Below are 21,359 nucleotides of genomic sequence, written 5' to 3'. Positions count from 1 at the left end.
TGATATAAATCAATACGATAAAAAGCTTTTTCTCTTAATTCTCTTATATCTTTTCTTAACATCTTTTTACCCAATATTCCATCTTATTTTGTCTATTTTACGGTAAAGTAATGTGATTGTGTTGAATTTGATTTGATAGGAAGTCAGGACAGAGAAAATTAGCTTTAGCTTATTTTAGGGTGTTTTGGTGAATTGTGTTCACAATTAGTTCACAGTTTCTGCGCAAAACCTTTATCCTGGGAATTTCAGGTTGCCTGGCAAGGCTAAAGCCTCGCCCTACATCGACTCCGTGAGTGTTTCCCTGGTAAATGTTGATCACGATACCGGAGAGCATGTGGTTTACAAAACTTCGTCTCTGCTATATGCTATCTGGTTTCAATCGTCGATCACTATAGATAGCTATACTTATTATTAACAAACGATATCAGTACCAAAATCCTTTATTAAGAGGCTAGTCACCCTTTATATCTGTAGGGATTCTGGTATTTTTATCGAGCTGTGAAATTTCTTCTATCTCCTTTTTACTTCCAGCCCCCAGAGTCTTAAACTTTCGCGCAGAAGGGAGTATGCGTCCCTCAAAAGAAGCTATGGCTGCATTATATGCTTCTACAGCCTTTCCAAGAGATCCGCCAAGTTTCGACAGATGCTCAACCATAGTTGCAATACGCTCATGAAGCTCCTGGCCAAGCTCACTGATCCTCTGGGCATTTTCTGCTACCTGCTCTTGCCGCCAGCCATAATGTACAGCCCGTAATAACGCAATCAGTGTTGTTGGCGTTGCCAGGATAACCCGCTGTTTGACCCCTTCTTCGATCAGGGCCGGGTCATGTTCCAGCGCCGCGCTGAAAAACGTTTCTCCCGGAAGAAAGAGGATTACGAATTCAGGTGTAGGCTGAAACTGGTCCCAGTAAGATTTTGCGCTTAATTTTACTATGTGAGACCGGAGCTGTTGTGCATGGTCTTTCAGTTTCGATAAACGATGGTCGTCACTTACGCCTTCCAGCGCATCAAGGTAAGCTTGAAGAGGGGCCTTGGCATCAACAATAATATTTTTACCCCCAGGCAATCGCACGAGAATATCCGGCCGCAATCTTCCTTCTTCCGTTGTCACCGATTGTTGTTGGTAAAAGTCACAATACTGGAGCATACCAGCTATTTCAACTACCCGCTTCAGTTGAATTTCTCCCCAGTGACCTCGTACTGTTGGTGTTCTGAGCGCCTTAACGAGATTACCGGTCTCAGATTGCAATTTCTCCTGGGTATATATCAGCGATTTGACCTGCTCCGTCAGGCTTCCATATGCTTGCTGACGGGAGTTCTCCAGATCACGGATTTGGATATCTACCTTTTCCAGCGACTGTTTAATGGGTGTAACGAGATTTTCTACAGCCTTTTGTCTCTGTTCGAGATCGCTTTTAGCTTCGGTTTGATACTTCTCCAGAGTAATCTTTGCCAACTCCAGGAATGATTGGTTGTTGCTCTTCAGCGCTTCAGCCGAAAGCGCTTTAAAGGCGTCACTCAGCTTTTTCGTGGCGTCATTCAGGATTGCTACTTTTTCATCGGCTGCTTTCCGTTCGTGTTCAAGCGTGGTTTCCAACCGTGTTACTGTTTGATTAAGCTCAAATACCGTTTCGTTCTTTTGGTCAAGATCGGTACAGGCGCTTAGCAGATCCTGTTGGACTAGAGCAAGCCGTTCGTGTAGCATTGCCTTATGTGATCTGCCAATCAACCAAACAATCACGCCGCCTGTCAAAATTCCAGCAATTGGAGCGGCAATCAGCCAGAGAATTTCCATAATTCTATACCTAAGAATTTTCTCTATGAAGGTGTACTCAGGTCATTGCGAGGGGTTTTTCCGAAGCAATCTCTCCTGAAACATGCAAAGGATTGCTTCGGACAATACCCTCGCAATGACCGGTGGGATAGCCTTTCCTCTATTGAGGATATGTTCGATTTCATCCTTGAAATACTATAGCTAGAAATACTACAGTAGTTATTCTTTTGCTGCTTATGTTAATTTGATAGTTAAGCTGAGGCATACCGTACTTCTAGTAAATTTATCTATATATACCTTCAGATTATATACCAAAAAGAGTCTCATTACTAAAAATTATCTGATAATCTGGAAAAAATCGAGTGTAAAATATTGTTATAGATTTGGTTTTTATGAACGCTAGCTTTTCAAAAACTTCTCAAACCGGTCTATCCCCTTCTCGATACATTCCATAGAGGTCGCATAAGAAATCCTTATGTAGTCATCTAATCCGAAAGGAGCGCCAGGGACAAAAGCAACATGTGCTTTTTCAAGTAATACGTTAACTAAATCGAATGAATTTGTTACGAATTGTCCACCAATTTTCTTATGGTACAGTTCAGATACCTTCGGAAATACATAAAATGCGCCCTGAGGAAGTAAACAAGATACTCCTGGTATACTGTTAAGACGCGATACAATATATTTTCTGCGTTTATCAAATTCACGCACCATAGTATCTACAGAATCCTGATTACCCCTGAGCGCTTCCAATCCTGCCATTTGAGTAATGGAATTAGCGCCAGATGTAGTATGGTCCTGAATATTTATTGCCGCTTTGATGACCTCTTCCGGCCCAGCGGCGTAACCTAAACGCCAGCCGGTCATAGAATATACCTTCGAAAAACCGTTTATCGTAACAACCCTTTTATAGCATTCATCACTAAAGGTTGCCGGGCTAACATGGAGCGCCCCGTCATACAGAATTTTTTCATAAATTTCATCTGAAATGACGTAAAGTCCTTTTTCTACAGCAAAACCAACAATTTCCCGAAATTCTTTTTCTGTATAGACCATGCCGGTGGGATTGCTGGGGCTGTTCATGAAGAGTAATTTAGACTTGGGTGTAATAACCTTTGCCAGAGATTCCCGGGTAATTTTGAAATGTTCTTTATCTGTAGTTTTCAGAAATACGGGGGTAGCGCCTGCCATGGTTACCATTTCCGGGTAGCTTACCCAATAGGGTGAGGGAATAATAGCCTCATCCCCCGTATCACATACTACGAGAACGATATTGAGAATGGATTGTTTTGCCCCTGCAGATACGATAACTTGTGAAGGATTGTATTTCAGACGGTTATCTTTGAGAAGCTTCTCGCAGATAGCTTCCTTTAATGCGGGCGCTCCTGCAGTCGGTGTGTATTTGGTATAACCATCTTTAATAGCCTTAATGGCTGCATTCTTAACATTTTCCGGGGTATCGAAGTCTGGTTCTCCCGCGCCAAAATTAGTTACATCGATACCTTTTGCCACCAGTTGTTTTGCCTTGGCTGTAATGGCAAGTGTTGCGGACGTATGTACTTCCCTGGCAATTCTTGATAACGCCATATATAAATATCTCCCTTTCTCATGATAAGTTTATTTCTGTAGCTTGATTTGAATACCATCTTATGCCCGTATGAATCTTTCTGTATCTTATTGGTTTACCTGTTTTTTATAATGGAAACATCTTACCCGGATTTAATATACCGTTGGGGTCCAATAACTGTTTAATATCTTTCATAATACGTAACTCATGAGGGGGTATCTCAAGAGGCATAAAATCCGATTTTACATTTCCAATGCCATGCTCCCCGGAAATTGTTCCGCCGAGTTCGATCGTATTGAGGAGTATCTCCTCAATCATCCTTTTTGCTGTTACTTGTTGATCTTTTTCCTTATAGAGAACGTTAACATGAATGTTACCATCCCCAATATGCCCGAAGTTCGCAACTTTTAGCGAAGGATATCGTTTATGGATTTCATCTATCCGTTGCAATATTTCTAATATCTGGCTACGCGGCACGCATATGTCCTCATTAATCTTAAAGGCAGCAATAGTATAGAGTGCGGGAGAGATAGCACGCCTTACTTCCCAGAGAATATCGCGTTCTTTGGCATTCTTTGCAGAAACAACCTTGAGTGCCTGATTTTCAGTGATAATTCTTTCTATAAGGGATGTCTCTATGTTAACGCTTGTCTCTTTCCCGTCGATATCGATAAGCAGAATCGCATGTACATCTTTTGGTATTTGAAATTCCTGTTTATATCCCTGAATACAGTCGATGCTTGATTTATCGATAAACTCAAGCGCCCTGGGGAGTAGATTATTCAAGATAATTTGATTTGCAGTTCTCACTGCCTGCTCGGGGGTTGTAAAAAAGGCTAAGAGCGTTTCAATCTTTTCCGGAAGAGGGAGTAATTTTACGGTAATCTGGGTGAAAACTCCCAGGGTACCTTCGGAGCCGACAAACAAACGGGTAAGATCATAGCCGGTGACACTTTTTAAGGTCTTACGGCCCGTGTGGATAATGCTTCCGTCAGCAAGGACTACCTCCAGCGATAAAATATAATCTCTGGTAACACCATATTTTAAACCGGTAATTCCACCGGAGCATTCTGCTACATTGCCGCCCAGGGTAGAAAATGCAGCACTGGCAGGATCGGGTGGGTAAAAGAGCTTATGTTTTGCTACCTCGCTTTGTAAGGTATGGGTAACAACTCCGGGTTCAACCGTGGCAGTAAGGTTCTCTGGAATAATTTCCAGTATTTGGTTCATACGGCTGAAATCCAATACCATTCCACTTTGAATAGGAACTGATCCACCGGTTAGTCCGGAACCTGCGCCGCGAGGATAAACCGGTATTTTATACTCATTTGCGAGGCACAAAATGCCGGATACCTGTTGAGTGTCTTGCGGCCGTAGAACAACATCTGGAATGCATTTTTGTTTGGAACCATCATATGCATAACATATCCGTTCCTCAAGGGAATAAAGGACATTCTCTTTTCCTATAAGCCGATTCAGCTCATCGGTAAGCCTGTGAAGCTTTGTTTGCGTGGCGTTTGACACTAAAAACTCCGTAGTATGACCTCATAAAAAACCATGTTAGCAAGCATTACACCATTTACTTTATTCTTGTATCCAAATGAAGATATCCATGGGAAATTACGTAAGGCTTGCAGTGCTTAGTGAAATTATTAAGGCGGCATGAAATTTTATTTTTCAATAATTAAATTAGTATTTCTCTGTAACATATCTTTTCTGTAACATATCTTTATAGAGAAATGGTGGATTCCATATCAATAAATGTATTAATTTAGTAAATTTAGGAAAATAAGTCAAATCCTTTTCCAGTTGAAAATAATGCATCGAATTGCTATAACCCTTTTTTACAAGAAAAGGTTTTCAGTAAGACCTGTTAAATAGAGTTGTTTTAGAATTGACACGATAATAAAATATAAGTATTATTTAATGATTTAAAAATTCAAAAATACGATACTATTAAGGGGAAATATTATGGATTCCCTACTTAACTAGAAGAATACTGAATACATGAGAGATTCGTGATACTTTACGAGAAAATATGGGCATTATACCTGTAGATACAGATATACTTATTATTGGTGGAGGGGCAGCAGGCTGTTTTGCTGCCGTGGAGATATATAAACGATCTCCAAATTGCCGGGTGGTAATTATGGAAAAGGCGCATATTGAGCGCAGCGGTTGCCTGGCTATGGGATTGAATGCTATTAATGCGTATTTAAACCCCGGTCAAACACCAGAATCATATGTCTCATTTGTAGAACGACAGTTTGAGGGAGTTATAAGAAAGGATCTTGTGTATAGTATTGCACAAGGATTAAATGAGGTCGTTAAGGATGTAGAAGAGATGGGCCTTCCTATTGAGAAGAATGAAGATGGTACGTACCGGAGAAAAGGAAAGCGCAGTATCCGTATTTTTGGCGAGCGGTTAAAACCCATCCTTGCAGAGGCCGTTAAAAAGACCCCTGCTCAGGTGCTCAATCGTGTTGTTGCAACAAATTTCATATATAACGGCAAACGTGTTTGCGGGGCATTTGGATACGGGGTGAGGGATAGTATGCTTTATGTAATTCGGGCAAATGCCGTTATTGTAGCTACCGGAGGGGCGTCTGGTATATACCGGCCCAATAATACCGGCGAAGCACGCAACCTGATGTGGTACTGTCCCTGGAATGCAGGAACGGGATATGCCATGGGGATACGTATCGGGGCAGAAATGACCAGCTTTGAGAATCGGTTTATTGCCTTACGGGTAAAAGACGTACATGCGCCAACAGGTACGATTGCCGTCGGAGCGGGTTCGCGGCAAATCAATGCGCGCGGAGAGGATTATCTGGAGCTCTATTACAAGCATTTGGGCGGGAATAAATGTCTCACCCAGCACAGGCTCCTTGCTACGGTGGAAGAAACAAAAGCGGGTCGGGGACCGTGCTTTTTAGATACGACAACTTTAAGTGAAGCAGAGGAGAGGAGATTAAAAGAGGATTTTTTAAGTATGAATCCTCAAATTATTCTTTTATGGGCAAGCGAAGGTATGAATCCAAAAAAAAGACCTGTAGAAGTACAGGGGACAGAGCCCTTTATTGTTGGTGGTCACTGCCAATCGGGATATTGGATAGATAAAGAAAGAAGGACAACCATACCAGGCCTTTATGCAGTCGGAGAGGTAGCAGGCGGGGCGCCAAAGAAATACGTAAGTGGAAGTTGGGTTGAAGCACGTATTGCCGCAGCAACTGCTTTAGATGATATACAGGGAAGAAATCTGGAAGATGTAGACGATGAAATAATCCAAAAAGAGAAAGCCAGAGTCCTTGCCCCTCTCATGAAAAAGTCTGGTATATCACCGCAGCAGGTAAGGGAACGCCTTCAAAAGATTATGGATGAGTTTGCAGGTGGTGTCTCTATGAGTTACGCGCTCCATGAAGAGCGGTTGATCGAGGCAAGGCGATTACTAAAACCTTTAAAAGAACACAGAAAAGATATCGTAGCAGTAAATAATTATCATCTGATTGAGGCTTTGGAATGTATTGATAGGATTGATGTCGCAAGGGTATTGGTAGAGCATCTGATCTACCGCAAGGAGACGCGATGGGCATGCTATCAGACACGGTTAGATTATCCCGGAAAAGACGATAACCGATGGCTTGTTTTTGTTAATTCAGTATATAATCCGGATACAGATGAGATAAAAATGATAGAAAGGCCGTTGTGCTCATGAGTATCTTTATCGATGAAAATATTTGTAATGGATGTAAAGGATTGCCTGAGGCGCGATGCGAACGCATTTGCCCGGGAGATCTATGCTACCGTAAGGAAAATATGAAAGCGGCAATTCGTGATCAGTCGGCTTGCTGGACATGCGCCTGTTGTGTGAAGGAGTGTCCTGTTCAGGCAATTGAGCTAAAATTGCCTTTCCAGGTCTGTAGTAGCGGCGCTTCCCTGAAAGCACGGTTGAAGCGTGATAAAACGATTTGGACGATCCGTGATGCCGATGGGCATCAAGAGGAATTTATTATTCAGGCAAAGTGTTTGAAAGGAGATACATAAAAGATGGTTAAGAACATTGCTCCGCATGGGGGGAAACTCATTAATAGGATTGTATCCATGGAGGAGCGTGAGATACTGTTGGATAAGGCTATGCATTATGATATGAAAAAAATCCAGCTTAGCTCTCGTGAGATGTCAGATCTTGATATGATTGCCGTTGGAGCAATGAGCCCCCTGCAAGGATTTATGGGCAAAGCGGATTATGATAACGTGGTAGATAATATGCGTTTATCGAATGGTCTGCCGTGGTCAATTCCGATTACTCTCTCAGCAACGAAGGATGAGGTTGAAGGCCTTAAGCCAGGCAAGGATATTGCCCTTGTTGACCAGGCCAATGAGGTTATTGCCGTTCTCCATCTGGAAGAAATTTTTCATCATGATAAGCCAAAAGAATCTTTAGAGGTCTACGGTGTGGATGACAGAAAGCACCCCGGTGTAGATTGCGTGTACAAAATGGGTGATTATCTTTTGGGCGGCAAGGTTAGTGTCGTTACCAGGGCAAAGCCTGGTGATTTTTCAGCTTACAGGTTAGATCCGGCAGAGACAAGAGCCCTTTTTGTAAAAAGAGGCTGGAAACGGGTTGTTGGATTCCAGACACGGAATCCGGTGCATCGCGCCCATGAATATATCCAAAAATGCGCCCTCGAAGTTGTAGACGCTATTCTTTTGCATCCTTTGGTAGGGGAAACAAAAAGCGATGATGTTCCTGCGGATGTAAGGATTAAGAGTTACGAGGTTCTTTTAGAAAAATATTATCCCAAAGACAGGGCAATGTTAGCCGTTTTTCCTGCTGCAATGCGGTATGCAGGACCGCGGGAAGCAATCTTCCATGCGCTCGTAAGGAAAAATTACGGTTGTACACATTTTATTGTAGGTAGGGATCACGCTGGTGTGGGTAATTATTATGGGACGTTTGATGCCCATTATATCTTTGATGAATTTGATATTCATGAGATAGGAATTACACCATTATTTTTTGACCACACGTTTTACTGTAAGTCTTGTAATGGTATGGCTTCTTACAAAACATGCCCTCACGATTCAGCCAATCACGTTATTTTAAGCGGAACAGAAGTTCGCAGGATGTTAAGCTCCGGAGAGGCTCCTCCTCCCACCTTTACCAGAGCAGAGGTAGCAAAAGTATTGAGCGAATATTATCAAAAGTTAAAATAGAGAGAAAAGCTTATTACCGCAGAAAAAGCTAAGGTCGCAAAGATTACAAAAGAGTAAAAACCAAGGTTTTTACTCTTTTGTTTTCTCCGCATTCTCTCTGCGATTTACGATCGAACCTTCCCTGCAAATATGCTATAACCCTTTTGCAACGGTTATACTTCTTGTTGCGACAAAAGATTTGGTGGTAATCAGGTCTTGATTATCACGTGCAACTATTGTTATTACATTAGGACCTTCCTTTAGCGGGACATCCTTAGCAATCTCAAGCCGGATTTGTTCTTTTGGGGTGGCATTTCTATTAGATTTGAAAAAGACCTTATCATTATTGACTAAGATGTAGGCATGCTTCACCTGTATATCATCTTCTATGGCCACGGATATTGGCAATTGATCGTTCCCGAATAATAAATTTGATAAGGATTTATTTAAGGTGATTATTGGGGGCGTCCGCTGTATGAAGGGATCTAAATTACCTGGTTTATTTTCTTTGCCATTTAATTCGGCGGCATCTTTTACCGAGAGCCATCCGTATCGGCCGTCGGGTAATTTTATACGGAGCCATTCATTATTTTTCGCATCAGATACCAGAACGGTACCCTCTTTTATTACAGATAAGACCGGAGAATCAAACGACATGCCTCCATACAAAGGCGTATGATTTTTCTTTATTTTCAGGTTCGTAGTAACCGGTGTTATCTTCGATTTGCTTCCAATAATAGGAAGATTAAGCTTATTGGATAGAAACGTTCCAAAAATCATATCAGAAATAATTAAATCCACACTGAAATTACCCGAAGGTATTGTCTCTTTAACAAAGAGCGATAATTTTACCTCTTTTTTTTCTCCCGGGTTTAATGCCCCGATTTCCACTCGTCCATTTTTTATTAAGACTTCTTTGTTGCTTAAATCTCTTAAAGTAACCACATTTTTCTCAGACGGGCCTTCCCCTATATTTTTTACCCACACGAACAAATCAATATCCTCCCCTGTCTGAATTAACCCGTCTCCATTATTTACAGATGCATCCTTTTCATGATCCAGGATCTGATAGGAATAGGCAAACAGAGGTCTGGGCAATGCTTCCGTAACAATATTTAACTTAATATCCTGAGGGTTGTGTTGGTTTAATTCTTCAAACTTAATAACGATCTCATCTTTCCGGTCCAGCGAATTTTTGGGAACATCTATTGTTGTTGTATACGATTTCGTTATTCCTTTATCTATTTTCCCAAAAATAAACTCAAGCTTATCGAAAAGCCCGTTCTTACTCGATGAAATACCATGCAGTTGATAGAGTGGCGCCTCACCGGTATTGGTCACATTTACGGTGAGAGTTATCTTATCACCGGCTTTAACCTGTCCATTTGATGGTGCGGTAGAAAAAGTAACGTTCGATTTAGCTACTCCTGAACTTGTGCCTTTTGACCAGTCAATATCTAACTTTTGAAGCGCCTGTGCTATTTTCTCTTCTTCCAGTCTGGCTGTTTCTTCCACAATAGGCAGAGAGTTTTTTAAGAACGTTTCCCGTTCCCATTCAGAGGCTCTCGCGAGTAATTTCCTGGCAAAGAGAACATGAAAGTCTTTATTAAAATCAGGGAGTTTATAAGGATCATCAAGCTCTTCTGGCTCTTCTGGTTCTATCTCGTGGATTTTCTTCTTCTCAGTAGTTTCCAGGAAATATTTGAGTGTAGCATACGAGGTTTCACCTTTGGGGTGTTCTTCAAGATGTTGTTTAAGATCTTCTTCGCGAAGGACGGTAAGGCCCCGGAATAAATTAACATTATCTTTTGAAACAGTTGCCGGAATAAGTTGGATATCCGGTGTAATACCAACGGATTGAATATCGGTGAGTAAAGGAGTAAGGTATTTGGCAATGGTCAATTTTAATGCCGAACCATCCATAAGCTCAATAAGTTGCTGAACGGAGCCTTTGCCAAAGCTTCTATCTCCTACAATCACAGCACGATTATTCTCCTTGAGCGCTCCTGCAACGATCTCTGCGCCGGAAGCGCTTCCTGCGTCGACAAGCACTACAATAGGATAGAAGGCCTCATCTGTCTCGGTTTTTCTTGCATCTTGCGCCTCTCGTGGATGACCGCTGGGACCAACCGTTACGACGATAGCGCCACTGTCGAGAAATTTATCCGCCACCTCTATTGCCTGATCTAAAAGTCCGCCTGAATTGTTCCGCAAATCGATGATTAATCCCTTCATCTTGTTGTTATGCGATGTTTTTAAGCGTTTCAGATGCTCACTGAGAGATTGGGAGGTATCATCCTGAAAATTTCTTATTTTTATATAACCGATTTCATTATCTACAGGCGCAGACTCAACGGTAGGAATAGCGATGATTTCACGCTCTAGTGTATACAGCTTTGGTTGCGCTGCCTTTTCAGTTAAAACGGAAAGTGTTACCTCAGTTTCGGGATCTCCCCGTAATTTTCCGACAGACTCCGTAAGGTTCATGTTAATGGTGGATTCTCCGTCAATTTCAATAATCTTGTCGCCAGCCTTAATACCCGACCTTGCGGCGGGAGTACCTTCGATGGGAGATATAACGGTTAGTTGGCCTTCCCGTAAGCCAACCACCATTCCGAGTCCGCCAAATTTTCCCGTAGTGCCAATTTTAAACTCATTAAATTCTTTCGGCGGAAGGATAACAGAGTGCGGATCTAATTGGGTAAGCATCCCATTGATCGCTGTGTACTCAATATCGCTGGCGGTTAGGTTCCCATCGGTTTGACGGTATTTGTTGATAAAACTCAGGGCATCCCGCAGGATTTCTACCATATCCTTAGAGCGACGAATTTTGGACAAATCATATGTTTTTGAGATATCATCTACCGTAATCGTTTCGGTGACAGTGTTTTCTTCAAAATTGGTTAAGACTTCAGGAATTACTTTCTCTTCCCATGCGAGGGCCTCTTTTAGCATTTCTAAAGACTTGATGCGTTCGGGATCTACATAGAGCCTGTTAATATAGGACATAACAATCCCTGAAAGGCGGAACTTGTAGTTTGAATCTTCTTTCTCTTTCTGTTTTTCAAAATAGGGTTCTAAACCAAATGTTTTACTAAAGGTGAAGAAAAAACACGTTATTGAGAATAAGAAGAGGAGTGTTGCCAGTAAATATTTAGATGAAAATTTTAATCTCATGCGGTGTCCTTTTGTTCAAAAATACTATTTCAAATTAACCACAATTGTTCATGTTGTGATAAAGGTATCAGACGCTGTGAAAGTTTTACTCCTTAGATAAAACTCATATTATAATAAAACATATAAGTCATAAAAATTTTTATTTATTTCAGTAAAAACACAGGGGATTTTTTATTTCAATAACCGGTGTGGTTTATTTTTCTAACGTATTAAGTATAAGGGGATATGGGATATTTATCAAGGAAATACTAAGGAGCGGAATTACGTAACAACCACGCATAAATCTTAATAGACAAAAAGACGGAAGCCGATAAAAGAAGGTGATATTATATCCGCACAGTAGAGCGTGTTTTCCGCCATTCCCCTGTTTCACATTTGTCATTCCTGATAAACTTGTCCTCGTAAAAACAGGGAAGCTTTCGGGAATGACAGGCGGAACCACCGTAGATCATGCAAATCCAAAACGGATGTGTTTTTCCATAACCAGAAAGGCTACAAGGCATACGCATCAAGTTAAAGACGGCAACACGGACAAATGATCCCTGCTTAAGACATACAGGGACAGGGTTTGTCCGTGCTGCCCTGAAAACTGCTTACATACAATGAAAATTCCTATACAATTAAATTAATAAAAAAAATCCGTTACCTTATTTTACCTAATCGCGAGAGATGGATTGTCACCCTATCTTTTTCTTCCCGGTATGATCTTTCCCATAATAACCGCCTCCTTTGCACCGGTAGCACTGGGAATATTGTTAGCATTCCCGGAGATCGTCTCATTGGCCAGAATGGCAAAAGCGAGGGCCTCCCTGGCGCTGGGTGCAATACCGAACTTGTCGATGGTATGTATCTCAATCGATGGGCCAAGATAATGGGCCAGAATTTCTATCAAAGTAGCATTATAGCTTCCACCTCCCGAAAGGATTACTTCAGATAGATTATGGCGGGTTACAATCCATCGTTTGTAGCTATCCGCAATGGTACGCGCGGTAAAGGCTGTGACTGTTGTCAGGATGTCGCTCTCTTTTACACCAGAACAGAGGGCGTTTTTATAGAGTTCGTCTGCAAACTGTTTTCCAAACTCCTCCCGGCCTGTAGTTTTTGGCGGCGGTTTCAGGAAATAAGGATGAGCAAGGAGTGTAGTCAGAAGTGTATCATGAGTCCTGCCCTTTGCTGCAAGTATACCTCCTTCATCAAAATGAGATGTATTGTTCGTGATAAGCTCCACGATGCGATCCATAATCATATTGCCCGGACCCGTGTCAAAGGCAATAATATCCTCCGGAGTGCAATTGCGGGGGAGAAAGGTAACGTTGGCAATTCCTCCAATATTTTGCAAGGCACGTCCCCGTGTTTTATCCCCGAAGAGGACGAAATCTGCGTATGGCACGAGAGGCGCTCCTTGCCCATCAGCGGCCATATCTCTTGGGCGGAAGTCGGCTACGGTAGTAACACCTGTCTCCTGCGCGATAACAGAAGGCTCTCCGATTTGAAGTGTTGAACGAAGATATTGGGTAGTATACGGTATGGTATTGCACCCTGAAAACAGCTTTGTTGAAAAGTATTCACACCCCGCTCCATCGTTTCGCTTTCCCGGAGATATGGGCAAGTCTTGCTGTGTAACGGGATTTGGCAGGTGATAGATAGTTTGACCATGGGAACCGATGAGATCGACATCTGTGATAGAGATTTGCGCTTTGTTTGCAACAGATATTGCTGCTTCTGAGAAGAGTTTACCCAGGTAAAAATTGAGCTGGCAGATTTTATCAACCGTGCCGGTTTTAGGGTTGCAAACATCGAAGATGGCGGCACGCGTAGACTCGTGGTAAGGATAGGTCCCGAAGGCCAGGATATGTGTTTTTGTCTGTATGCCGTTTCCTGAGATTTCAACCAGACAGGCATCTATGCCATCTACTGATGTTCCGGACATAAGCCCAATAACCCTTTTAGGGTTTTTGTCTTTTAGCTGTAAAAGTTCCTGCATTGTTTGAACGTAGGTTGGGCTTCGTTTTTAACGAGACTCAGTACCTTAGTCTCAGGGGAAATGAATACATAGCACAAAGGATAGGCAGAATGAATAAGATATGATGGAGTGTGTATCCTGTTTTCACCCTGTCTATCCTGTCAAAAATAAAAATCTCTCTAAAATTTATACAGGCCTATGGTATAGAGTTTCATACCCCGGTTTAGTGATGCGGACTAGACTGACTTTTGTAGAGTTCCGCTTCACGGTCTGCATCTCCCAGCATTCCTTTTGAACGATATAATTCTTCAAGGACTTTATGTACCTCTACAAAGTTAGGCTCTACTTCGAGTGTCTTTTTGAGAGATGCCTCTGCTTTCTCAAAGTCACCCTTTTCTTTATATACCAGTCCTATCGTATAGTGGAGATTTGCCATATCAGGGCGTATTGTCAAAGCCTTTTGCCACACAGAGATCGCCTCATCCATTTTCCCCAATTTTGTATAGCCGACGCCAAGATTGTAATAGACCTCTATTTTTTGCGGATTAATCTCGATGGCTTTTGTCCATTCTGCAATAGCCTCATTGAATTGTGCCTTTTTTGCATAAAGAATACCCAGGTTATACCGCGCGTTTACAAGACCAGGATTTATGTCGATAGCCCTGAGAAAAGCCTTAACTGCATCTTCAGCTTGTCCTTTATGAACATACACAAGCCCTAACCCCTCGTATGCTTCTGCGTGATGCGGGCTCATGTCGACGGCCTTTTTAAAGACTGAAATGGCCTCATCGGATTTCCCTTTTTTATTCAAAATATTGCCCTGGCCGATAAGAGCCTCTATCATCGAAGGATTTGTTTCTAACGCCTTCTTGTATGAAGCAAGAGATTCATCGAGCATACCATTTTCCTCATACAGTAGACCCAGATTATAATGGCCCGTTGCGTCATTTGGATTGATTTCCAGCAGCTTTTTGTTTTTTTCAATCTCTTCATCCAGCCTCGCTTTTTTATGAACAGAAGGCGCTTCCCCTTCGAACTTGCCTGATGAAGCCTGTTCTGTGCCGGATTCTTGCTTACTGCAACCGAAATTACCGCAGGAGAGAAATAAAAACAGGAGGGCGGAAACTAAGAAAAAAACATTTCTTGTAACGTGTGCCATAAAAATCCTTTTCTTTAATAAAGATAATGTATAAGGTATACTAAACAGTAAAGATTTATTATATAGACAATTCGATATTCGTCAATCCGAAACTATGAATTATCAGACAAAACAATCTCAGATGCACAATCCTCATTTGATAAGGACTATGGGTTTTTTTGATGTAATTTGTCTTGGCATTAACGGTGTAGTAGGGGCTGGTATTTTTTTATTACCGGGACAACTCTTCAGCCTGGCAGGGACCGGCGCTCTATGGGTATTCCCCTTATGCGGGGCGCTTTGCTTCGTTATTGCCCTTTGTTTTGCAGAAATGGGAGGGATGTATACTGCAACCGGCGGGGCGTACCTTTATGCGAAGGATGCCTTTGGCCCATTTGTGGGGTTTTTGGTCGGCTCGGTAATGTGGTTCTCATCGATTATCGGATGGGCATCAGTTGCCAGCGGGTTTGGGCTTTATCTGAAATATTTTCTACCATCAGAGGTCAGGTGGTTGAGTAATGCAATTGTCATCATATTCCTGGCGGGATTGAGTATTATTAACTATTTTGGAGTGAAACCGGGGGCAAGGACAATTAATTTTTTCACCCTGGGGAAACTTCTCTCTTTATGTATCTTTATCAGCGTGGGTTTGTTTTTTATCAATGGACAAAATTTAGCTCCGCCTCATAATAGTGGACAATTTAGTGTAGCAGCCATTCTAGCCCTGTATGCCTATACTGGGTTTGAATTTGTAGTTGTGCCCGCTGGCGAGATGCAGCATCCGCAGAAACACATCCCCCGCGTTTTATTTCTTGTACTGACGATAGTCACTGTTTTATATGTTGTTATTCAGATCGTGGCCGCCGGCGCATTCCCCAGCCTTGCCACGTCTGACAAGCCATTGGCAGATGCTGCAAGATATTTTATGGGGGCAACAGGCGGGGTAATTATCGGGGCAGGAGCATTACTCTCTATTGGAGGCGTCAATGCCGGCATTGCCCTGACCAGCCCCCGCAGCCTTTATGCACTTTCAGCCGATGGATTTTTTCCGGAAATGTTTTCCAAAATACATCCCAGGTATCACACCCCTTATGTGGCTATTATTGTTACTACTGTTTTAACGCTAGTATTAACTCTGACAGGCAGTTTCAGATATCTCATTTCAGCAAGTGTTATGGTAAGTATTCTTCAATATATCCCAACCTGTTTGGCAGTCATTATCTTGAGAAAATACCGGCCTGAACGGGAAAGGAGCTACAGGATACCAGGCGGATATTGTGTTCCTGTTTTTGCATTAATGGTGTGCGGATGGTTAATATGCCACGTGGAACTGAAGGTAATAGCGGCTACCGCGCTAGCTATGGTCATATTATTGCCTTTTTATTTTAAGAAGTGGCTGTGGAGGGCTGTTTTAGCTTTTGTTCATAACGATAATGAGCGGAAAAAGTAAAGAGAAATTTGGGAAGATTGTAGAAACGCAAGATTTGGAGACGCAAGATTTTGTGTTTGTTGGTTGTAAAGACGCAAAATCTTGCGCCTCTCCTTTCATTTTCCTGCCCAATCCCGTAGGGATGTCATGATTATAGAAAAAAGCAAAAAAAGCCATTCAACCCCAAAGGGGTGACATAGGAAACCTGCGTTGAGATGTCATACATTTGGGATTTGATTGTACGGCGGCAGTGTTTTCTCCATCATCATTTCACCCCTTCGGGGTTGTTCATCATGGTTGTTCGCGGTCTATAATCATATCAGCCCTTCGGGCTTATATTATTGTGATTAACCAACGGAAGCGCAAGCGATTGGCGGTGTTAACCTACCCCTTAGTCCAGGACAATCGCGTCAAATGTAACCGGTAGGGCATTGCCTTATCTGCATTAAGCTAAAATTTGAAGTCTTGCAATACTATCCGGAAAGGGTGGCGCGGACAAACCCTGTCCCTGTATGTCTTGAACAGGAATGGGGTTCGTCCGCATATGCATCAAGCTAAAATGTGGAAACGGCGAAGAATAACAAACCACCCGTAATCCCCCTTGATTCCCCTTTTCTAAACTTATCCTTCTTCTCCCCTTTAAAAACTTGTCCTTACCCACATCTTTAAATACCACAAAGAACATGAAGCACATGAAGAATAGGAGAATTCCAAATCTCAATACAAACAAGGATTTCCTGATGTGGGGAGAGTCAAAGAATTTTGTTGATCCCAAAACACATCTCTTGGTCCCTCTCATTATTGAGACAGGATAAACAAGATAAAAATAATAATTTTGTTCATCCTGTCTCAATAAATTCTTTTTATGATCGATTCCTTCTCGAGAGGAAACAGCATACCCCTACCCCAATTGTAGAGACGCAAGATGTTGCGCCTCTCCAGGAGAATGAACCCACCCCTAACCCCTCCCAAGAGGGGAGTATAAAAGTCCCCTCTTGGGAGGGGATTGAGGGGTGGGTTGATACCATCACATACTTCGCTTCTCTTGTAATGCCTGCATTGCCAGATGATTCTTTCTGGAAATTCAATGTTACGGTTTTAGGTATTCTTCTCTCTCTGCTTTTTATCCATGCAATATCAGGAGAGATGCGGCATCTTGCGTCTCTACGTCCTTCTTTCTTCGTGTACTTCGTGGTTTACCTTGCTTCTGCCTTCGATCCCTACCCAACTTGTGGATAAGGATAAGCTTTTTTAAATGGTGATTAGAGGGGAACAGGGATACACGTTGTTCTTTTTCCAAGGAAATACCTCCTTTCTTATGGAACACTATTCTTAGCTTGATGCCTTTGGGGTTTGTCCTTCCCTGTCTGAATGCACACAGGGATAGGAAAAAGAAAAGCGCTGACAAACGAAGTTTGTCAGCGCCACCCAAAACGGGCTGAACAATTCCTATTCTGATACAATTGCCCTGAGGTTTTCTCTTATTCTCGATTTTGTGCCTTACTCTAAGCAGTTACCAGGGATGCCTCCCGGATTAATAAAATTTTTTCCTATGAAAATGTCTTATGCTAGTTATTCGTATACAATTCCTGTACCTCCTGGTCACTCAGGGCTCGCCGATAAAGGCGGACTTCATCGATAAGGCCGTTGAAATATCCTGTTTTATATCGTGAATAGCCCACTCTTATATCATCATAATAGGTCAATGGCACAATCGTATTTCCAGCCGGATGGGTATCGGTATCAACCAACTGCCCGTTTACATACAGATGCTGCTTCCCGGTAGCCATGTTGTAGGTACAGACAACATGATACCAGGTATTCACTGAGTTGACTAAATTCTCCTTCACGGTTTTCGTTGTTTTATTTCCACTCCCATCCATGGTTACCAGTGCATATCTCAAGGTATCAGGACTACCAGGACTGAACCTCACATCAAACCCTTCCCGGAGCTGCGGGTCAGAACTCCATCTTAGCGCGCTGAATATGGCATCGGCACGGCTTGTATCATTGGCGTTTTTCCTGAACCATGCACTCAGGGAAATCTCATCATGATTCATGCGGGGCGCTGATACAGAATCATTAACCCCATCGAAGCTTAACCCGTTACCGCTTTTTCCTGCTGTCCATACAGCACCCTGTATTTCACCATGATTGTCGTTGCCCGAAGCATCATGGGCAATCGTTCCTGTCCCTTCATCAAGGGTATAGTGCATTTGCATGCCTGAGGTAACGGCATGGTATATGCCTTGTACTTCCTTGTCACTCAAGGCTCGCCGGTAAAGACGGACGTCATCGATGATACCGTTAAAATATCCTGTCCCGTATTTTGAATATCCTATATTCATCTCGGAATAAGATAACGGTACGGCTGTGTTCCCTGCCGGATGTATTTTCGTATCAACGAGTTGACTATTGATATATAATTTCTGTTCACCTGTCGTTTTATTATAGGCGCCTGCAACATGGTGCCAGCTACCAACTGAATTGAGCGCTTTTGCCTGGGCTTCCTTTGTTGTTCTCACTCCGCTTGTATCCTGTGTTGTGAGGACAAATCTCAAGGTATCAGGAGCGCTGGGGATAAAGCGCACATCAAACCCCTCCCGAAGTTGCGGATCAGCATTCCATCTTGCCCCGCCGAATATGGCATCGGTATTCGTTGTATCATTGACATTTTTATAAAACCATGCGCAGACGGATAGCTCTTCATTATTTATCAGAGGGATAGATACAGAGTCATCAATCCCGTTAAAACTGAGCCCGCCTTCCTCTCTCCCTGTTGTCCATGTGGCGCCTTCGATTATGCCATTATTACCATTGCCCGAGGAGTCTGTAACCATCGTTCCACCGCCCTCATTGCAGGTATAGCGAACCTGCAGATCGGAGGGTATTTTTGTTACAAAGAGTATCTTTGTTATAAAGGCTTCCGATCCAATGAGATCTGCATCAACAGCATTGACTATGGGAAAGTCATACAAACTTGTCCCTCCAGTAATATAAATATTCCCAACGGTATCAACTGCTATCCCAGAAACTATTTCACCACTGTCGGGATAATAACCCTTACTGCCGCCAAAATACGTAGAAAAGATAAGGCTCGTGCCGTCTGCGTTCATCTTTGTTACAAAGATACTAGCAAATCCAGTGAGGCTGTCATCAAAGGCATTAACTGTTGGAAAGTCACCCGAGCGTACTTCCCCGGTAATATAAACATTCCCACTGGCATCAATCGTCATTCCACCACCAAATTCATCACCACTACCGCCCAGATAGGTGGAATAGATAAGGCTCGTACCGGATGCATTTATCTTTGCAACAAAGACATCTTCGCCTCCATTGTAACTTTCATCAAAGGCATTGAATGTTGGAAAGTAAGACGAATAGGTATCCCCCATAACATAAACATTCCTGGAGGCATCAACCGCTATGTTAGAACCTCCATCCCAACCATCACTACCACCCAGATAGGTAGAAAAGATAAGGCTCGTGCCGTCTGCGTTCATCTTTGTTATAAAGACATCGCCTTCTTTATTGCCCTTCTTATCAAGGGCATTGGCTGTTGGAAAGTCAAACGAATCTGTACGTCCGGTAACATAAACATTACCGGCGGTATCAACTGCTATTCCACGACCGAGATCGCGACCACTACCACCCAGATAGGTGGAATATTCGAGGACAGGGTCAATAACAAGGGGATATCGTTTGTCATACGATGCAACCTGGAAAGCGTATATAAAGTGTTTTGAGTTTCGGGCTTCGTGTTTCAGGCCTCGAACGTTAGACCCTGACCGTGAAACCTTAAACGCCCCTTTTCTCTCCACCCTCTTTCCCTCTATCTCCTGATACACGTAAGGTCTCTTCTGAATGAGCTTACCGTCTTTCAGTGCTATCTCCAGATCGCCTTCCTCTGTTACTTTCAAGTCCTCTATGCCCTGATAAGAAAGCTGTACCCGTGATGGATTTGCACCCGGTTTGACGATGATGTCGTATTCCAGTTGACGGTTATTCCCGTAAAATCTCATATCGATATCCTGGTAAATATCTTTATAGAGGATTGCCTGATAGGTGGAAATATTTGTTTTCCAGTCTTCTGAGTTTTTACCAATAAAATAATTGACCTTTGCCTCTTGTAGCCCTTCGGGGATGATTAGAGGGTCTTTATTGGCGCCCAGGGGAATGAGTTTGATAGTTTCTGGTTGGGTGGCATGGACAAACTGGTTTGTCCGTGTTTCTCTTTGGGGGTTGTGAGGACTATTATCTTTCGTAATCCCCCTGTGTCCCCCTTTAGAAAAGGGGAATTTGGTGAATGGATGAGAAGGGAGAGATTCGGTAGACGGAGGAGAATTGGTGAATTTATAAAAAAGGGAAAATTGAGTGGATTCATGAGAAAGGGGAGATTGGGATGCCGGAGTGAGGGAAAGATGTACCCCTTCTGATGTAAAGGATGTTGTATGTCCGATGCTTCTTTCATAGAACCGTACCTTTTCATCTGCCTGACCATCATTTTGGATGAAATACAGGGGTAGTTTACCATAGTTCTCCTCTACCTTTGCCTTCACGGCTTCATCCACTCCTTGTGAAGTTGCAGTATCATTATATCTTCCTGATTGATCCTATACCGGCTTTTCTGACTGCACCGGTTGACCATATGCAGTCATAGAGTTGTTTAGTACACCGGATAAAAGAAACAACATGGACATCAACCAGCAACTATATATCCTCACCTGCCTGTTCATTTCCAACCCCTCCTCTTTAAAGCCATAGCACAAGAGATGTGGAACTCCTGTTCCAAACTCCTGATACCCCCTGAGGCTAATTTTTTCCTGATTATTCAAAATACGGTGCAAGACAGAGGTAGGGACGAACCTCATATGCATCAAGCTAACATGTGGAAACGGTGGAGAATAACAAACCACCCGTAATCCCCCTTTAAAAAAGAGGGAAATCCCTCATCCCTCCATTTTCTAGCTTATCCTTACCCACATCTTTAGAATACCATGAAGAGGTGTCTTGCCGGGGGCGTTTCTCTGGAAATTTTTATTCTCTGTAAGCTTATTCCTGGGTGGCACAGACAAACTCTGTTTGTCAGTGTGGTATATTCCCTATCCACGGGTG

The 21,359-nt window shown here is 42.7% G+C and carries 13 protein-coding genes; 5 read left to right on the top strand and 8 right to left on the bottom strand.

Annotated elements, in window-relative coordinates:
* Nucleotides 1-451: 451 nt before the first annotated feature.
* From FBQ94_RS07085 to FBQ94_RS07075, 3 genes are all read right to left on the bottom strand, one after another.
* The gene (locus tag FBQ94_RS07085; protein ID WP_007221068.1) at nt 452-1,795 is read right to left on the bottom strand and encodes a DNA recombination protein RmuC; all 1,344 of its coding nucleotides are present in this window, start codon (nt 1,793-1,795) and stop codon (nt 452-454) included.
* A 378-nt stretch (nt 1,796-2,173) separates the two neighbouring features.
* Nucleotides 2,174-3,361, bottom strand: coding sequence for a pyridoxal phosphate-dependent aminotransferase (locus FBQ94_RS07080; protein ID WP_007221067.1), 1,188 nt, complete (start codon nt 3,359-3,361; stop codon nt 2,174-2,176).
* Nucleotides 3,362-3,467: 106 nt separating this feature from the next.
* Entirely contained in the window at nt 3,468-4,865 is a 1,398-nt protein-coding gene (locus FBQ94_RS07075) for an FAD-binding oxidoreductase (protein ID WP_007221066.1), read from the bottom strand.
* Between the two features lie 514 nt (nt 4,866-5,379).
* On the opposite strand from FBQ94_RS07075, the gene FBQ94_RS07070 reads away from it, so the two are divergent.
* The 3 genes from FBQ94_RS07070 to sat are packed head-to-tail and all read left to right on the top strand — an operon-like array spanning nt 5,380 to nt 8,558.
* A complete protein-coding gene (locus FBQ94_RS07070) occupies nt 5,380-7,056 on the top strand; it encodes an adenylyl-sulfate reductase subunit alpha (protein ID WP_007221065.1) in 1,677 nt (558 codons plus the stop codon).
* Complete coding sequence (locus FBQ94_RS07065; protein ID WP_007221064.1) at nt 7,053-7,385, top strand: hypothetical protein; 333 nt, start codon at nt 7,053-7,055, stop codon at nt 7,383-7,385. Before FBQ94_RS07070 ends, FBQ94_RS07065 begins: the two co-directional genes overlap by 4 nt.
* Nucleotides 7,386-7,388: 3 nt before the next feature.
* Nucleotides 7,389-8,558 (top strand): sulfate adenylyltransferase, encoded by a 1,170-nt coding sequence (sat, locus tag FBQ94_RS07060; protein ID WP_007221063.1) that lies wholly within the window; start codon nt 7,389-7,391, stop codon nt 8,556-8,558.
* Between the two features lie 132 nt (nt 8,559-8,690).
* Here sat and FBQ94_RS07055 read toward each other — a convergent pair whose 3' ends face one another.
* The 3 genes from FBQ94_RS07055 to FBQ94_RS07045 all read right to left on the bottom strand — a co-directional run bounded on the left by FBQ94_RS07055 (nt 8,691) and on the right by FBQ94_RS07045 (nt 14,836).
* A complete protein-coding gene (locus tag FBQ94_RS07055) occupies nt 8,691-11,714 on the bottom strand; it encodes an MXAN_5808 family serine peptidase (protein WP_007221062.1) in 3,024 nt (1,007 codons plus the stop codon).
* A gap of 682 nt (nt 11,715-12,396) precedes the next feature.
* Nucleotides 12,397-13,698, bottom strand: a complete 1,302-nt coding sequence (locus FBQ94_RS07050) for an anhydro-N-acetylmuramic acid kinase (RefSeq protein WP_007221061.1) — start codon at nt 13,696-13,698, stop codon at nt 12,397-12,399.
* Nucleotides 13,699-13,900: 202 nt separating this feature from the next.
* Nucleotides 13,901-14,836, bottom strand: coding sequence for a tetratricopeptide repeat protein (locus tag FBQ94_RS07045; protein WP_007221060.1), 936 nt, complete (start codon nt 14,834-14,836; stop codon nt 13,901-13,903).
* Between the two features lie 94 nt (nt 14,837-14,930).
* Here FBQ94_RS07045 and FBQ94_RS07040 point away from each other — a divergent pair, with 94 nt between their 5' ends.
* Nucleotides 14,931-16,265, top strand: a complete 1,335-nt coding sequence (locus tag FBQ94_RS07040) for an APC family permease (protein ID WP_007221059.1) — start codon at nt 14,931-14,933, stop codon at nt 16,263-16,265.
* Nucleotides 16,266-17,006: 741 nt separating this feature from the next.
* Entirely contained in the window at nt 17,007-17,483 is a 477-nt protein-coding gene (locus FBQ94_RS07035; protein ID WP_285442068.1) for a hypothetical protein, read from the top strand.
* Between the two features lie 329 nt (nt 17,484-17,812).
* Here FBQ94_RS07035 and FBQ94_RS07030 read toward each other — a convergent pair whose 3' ends face one another.
* Together FBQ94_RS07030 and FBQ94_RS07025 are read right to left on the bottom strand one after the other, a co-directional pair.
* A complete protein-coding gene (locus FBQ94_RS07030; RefSeq protein ID WP_007221056.1) occupies nt 17,813-20,803 on the bottom strand; it encodes a DUF7948 domain-containing protein in 2,991 nt (996 codons plus the stop codon).
* Nucleotides 20,804-20,857: 54 nt separating this feature from the next.
* The gene (locus FBQ94_RS07025) at nt 20,858-21,160 is read right to left on the bottom strand and encodes a hypothetical protein (RefSeq protein WP_285442067.1); all 303 of its coding nucleotides are present in this window, start codon (nt 21,158-21,160) and stop codon (nt 20,858-20,860) included.
* Between the last annotated feature and the right edge of the window lie 199 nt (nt 21,161-21,359).

This window comes from Candidatus Jettenia sp. AMX1 (genome assembly GCF_030263775.1).
GTDB classification, from domain to species: domain Bacteria; phylum Planctomycetota; class Brocadiia; order Brocadiales; family Brocadiaceae; genus Jettenia; species Jettenia caeni.
Note: the sequence above shows the minus strand (reverse complement) of the source record. Positions and strands in the feature narration are given on the sequence as shown.

Excerpts from the sequence above, each read along its gene's own strand:
- FBQ94_RS07050 (WP_007221061.1), bottom strand. The coding sequence starts at position 13,698 with ATGCAGGAACTTTTACAGCTAAAAGACAAAAACCCTAAAAGGGTTATT.
- FBQ94_RS07080 (WP_007221067.1), bottom strand. The coding sequence starts at position 3,361 with ATGGCGTTATCAAGAATTGCCAGGGAAGTACATACGTCCGCAACACTT.
- FBQ94_RS07065 (WP_007221064.1), top strand. The coding sequence starts at position 7,053 with ATGAGTATCTTTATCGATGAAAATATTTGTAATGGATGTAAAGGATTG.
- FBQ94_RS07040 (WP_007221059.1), top strand. The coding sequence starts at position 14,931 with ATGAATTATCAGACAAAACAATCTCAGATGCACAATCCTCATTTGATA.
- FBQ94_RS07070 (WP_007221065.1), top strand. The coding sequence starts at position 5,380 with ATGGGCATTATACCTGTAGATACAGATATACTTATTATTGGTGGAGGG.
- FBQ94_RS07055 (WP_007221062.1), bottom strand. The coding sequence starts at position 11,714 with ATGAGATTAAAATTTTCATCTAAATATTTACTGGCAACACTCCTCTTC.
- sat (WP_007221063.1), top strand. The coding sequence starts at position 7,389 with ATGGTTAAGAACATTGCTCCGCATGGGGGGAAACTCATTAATAGGATT.
- FBQ94_RS07045 (WP_007221060.1), bottom strand. The coding sequence starts at position 14,836 with ATGGCACACGTTACAAGAAATGTTTTTTTCTTAGTTTCCGCCCTCCTG.
- FBQ94_RS07085 (WP_007221068.1), bottom strand. The coding sequence starts at position 1,795 with ATGGAAATTCTCTGGCTGATTGCCGCTCCAATTGCTGGAATTTTGACA.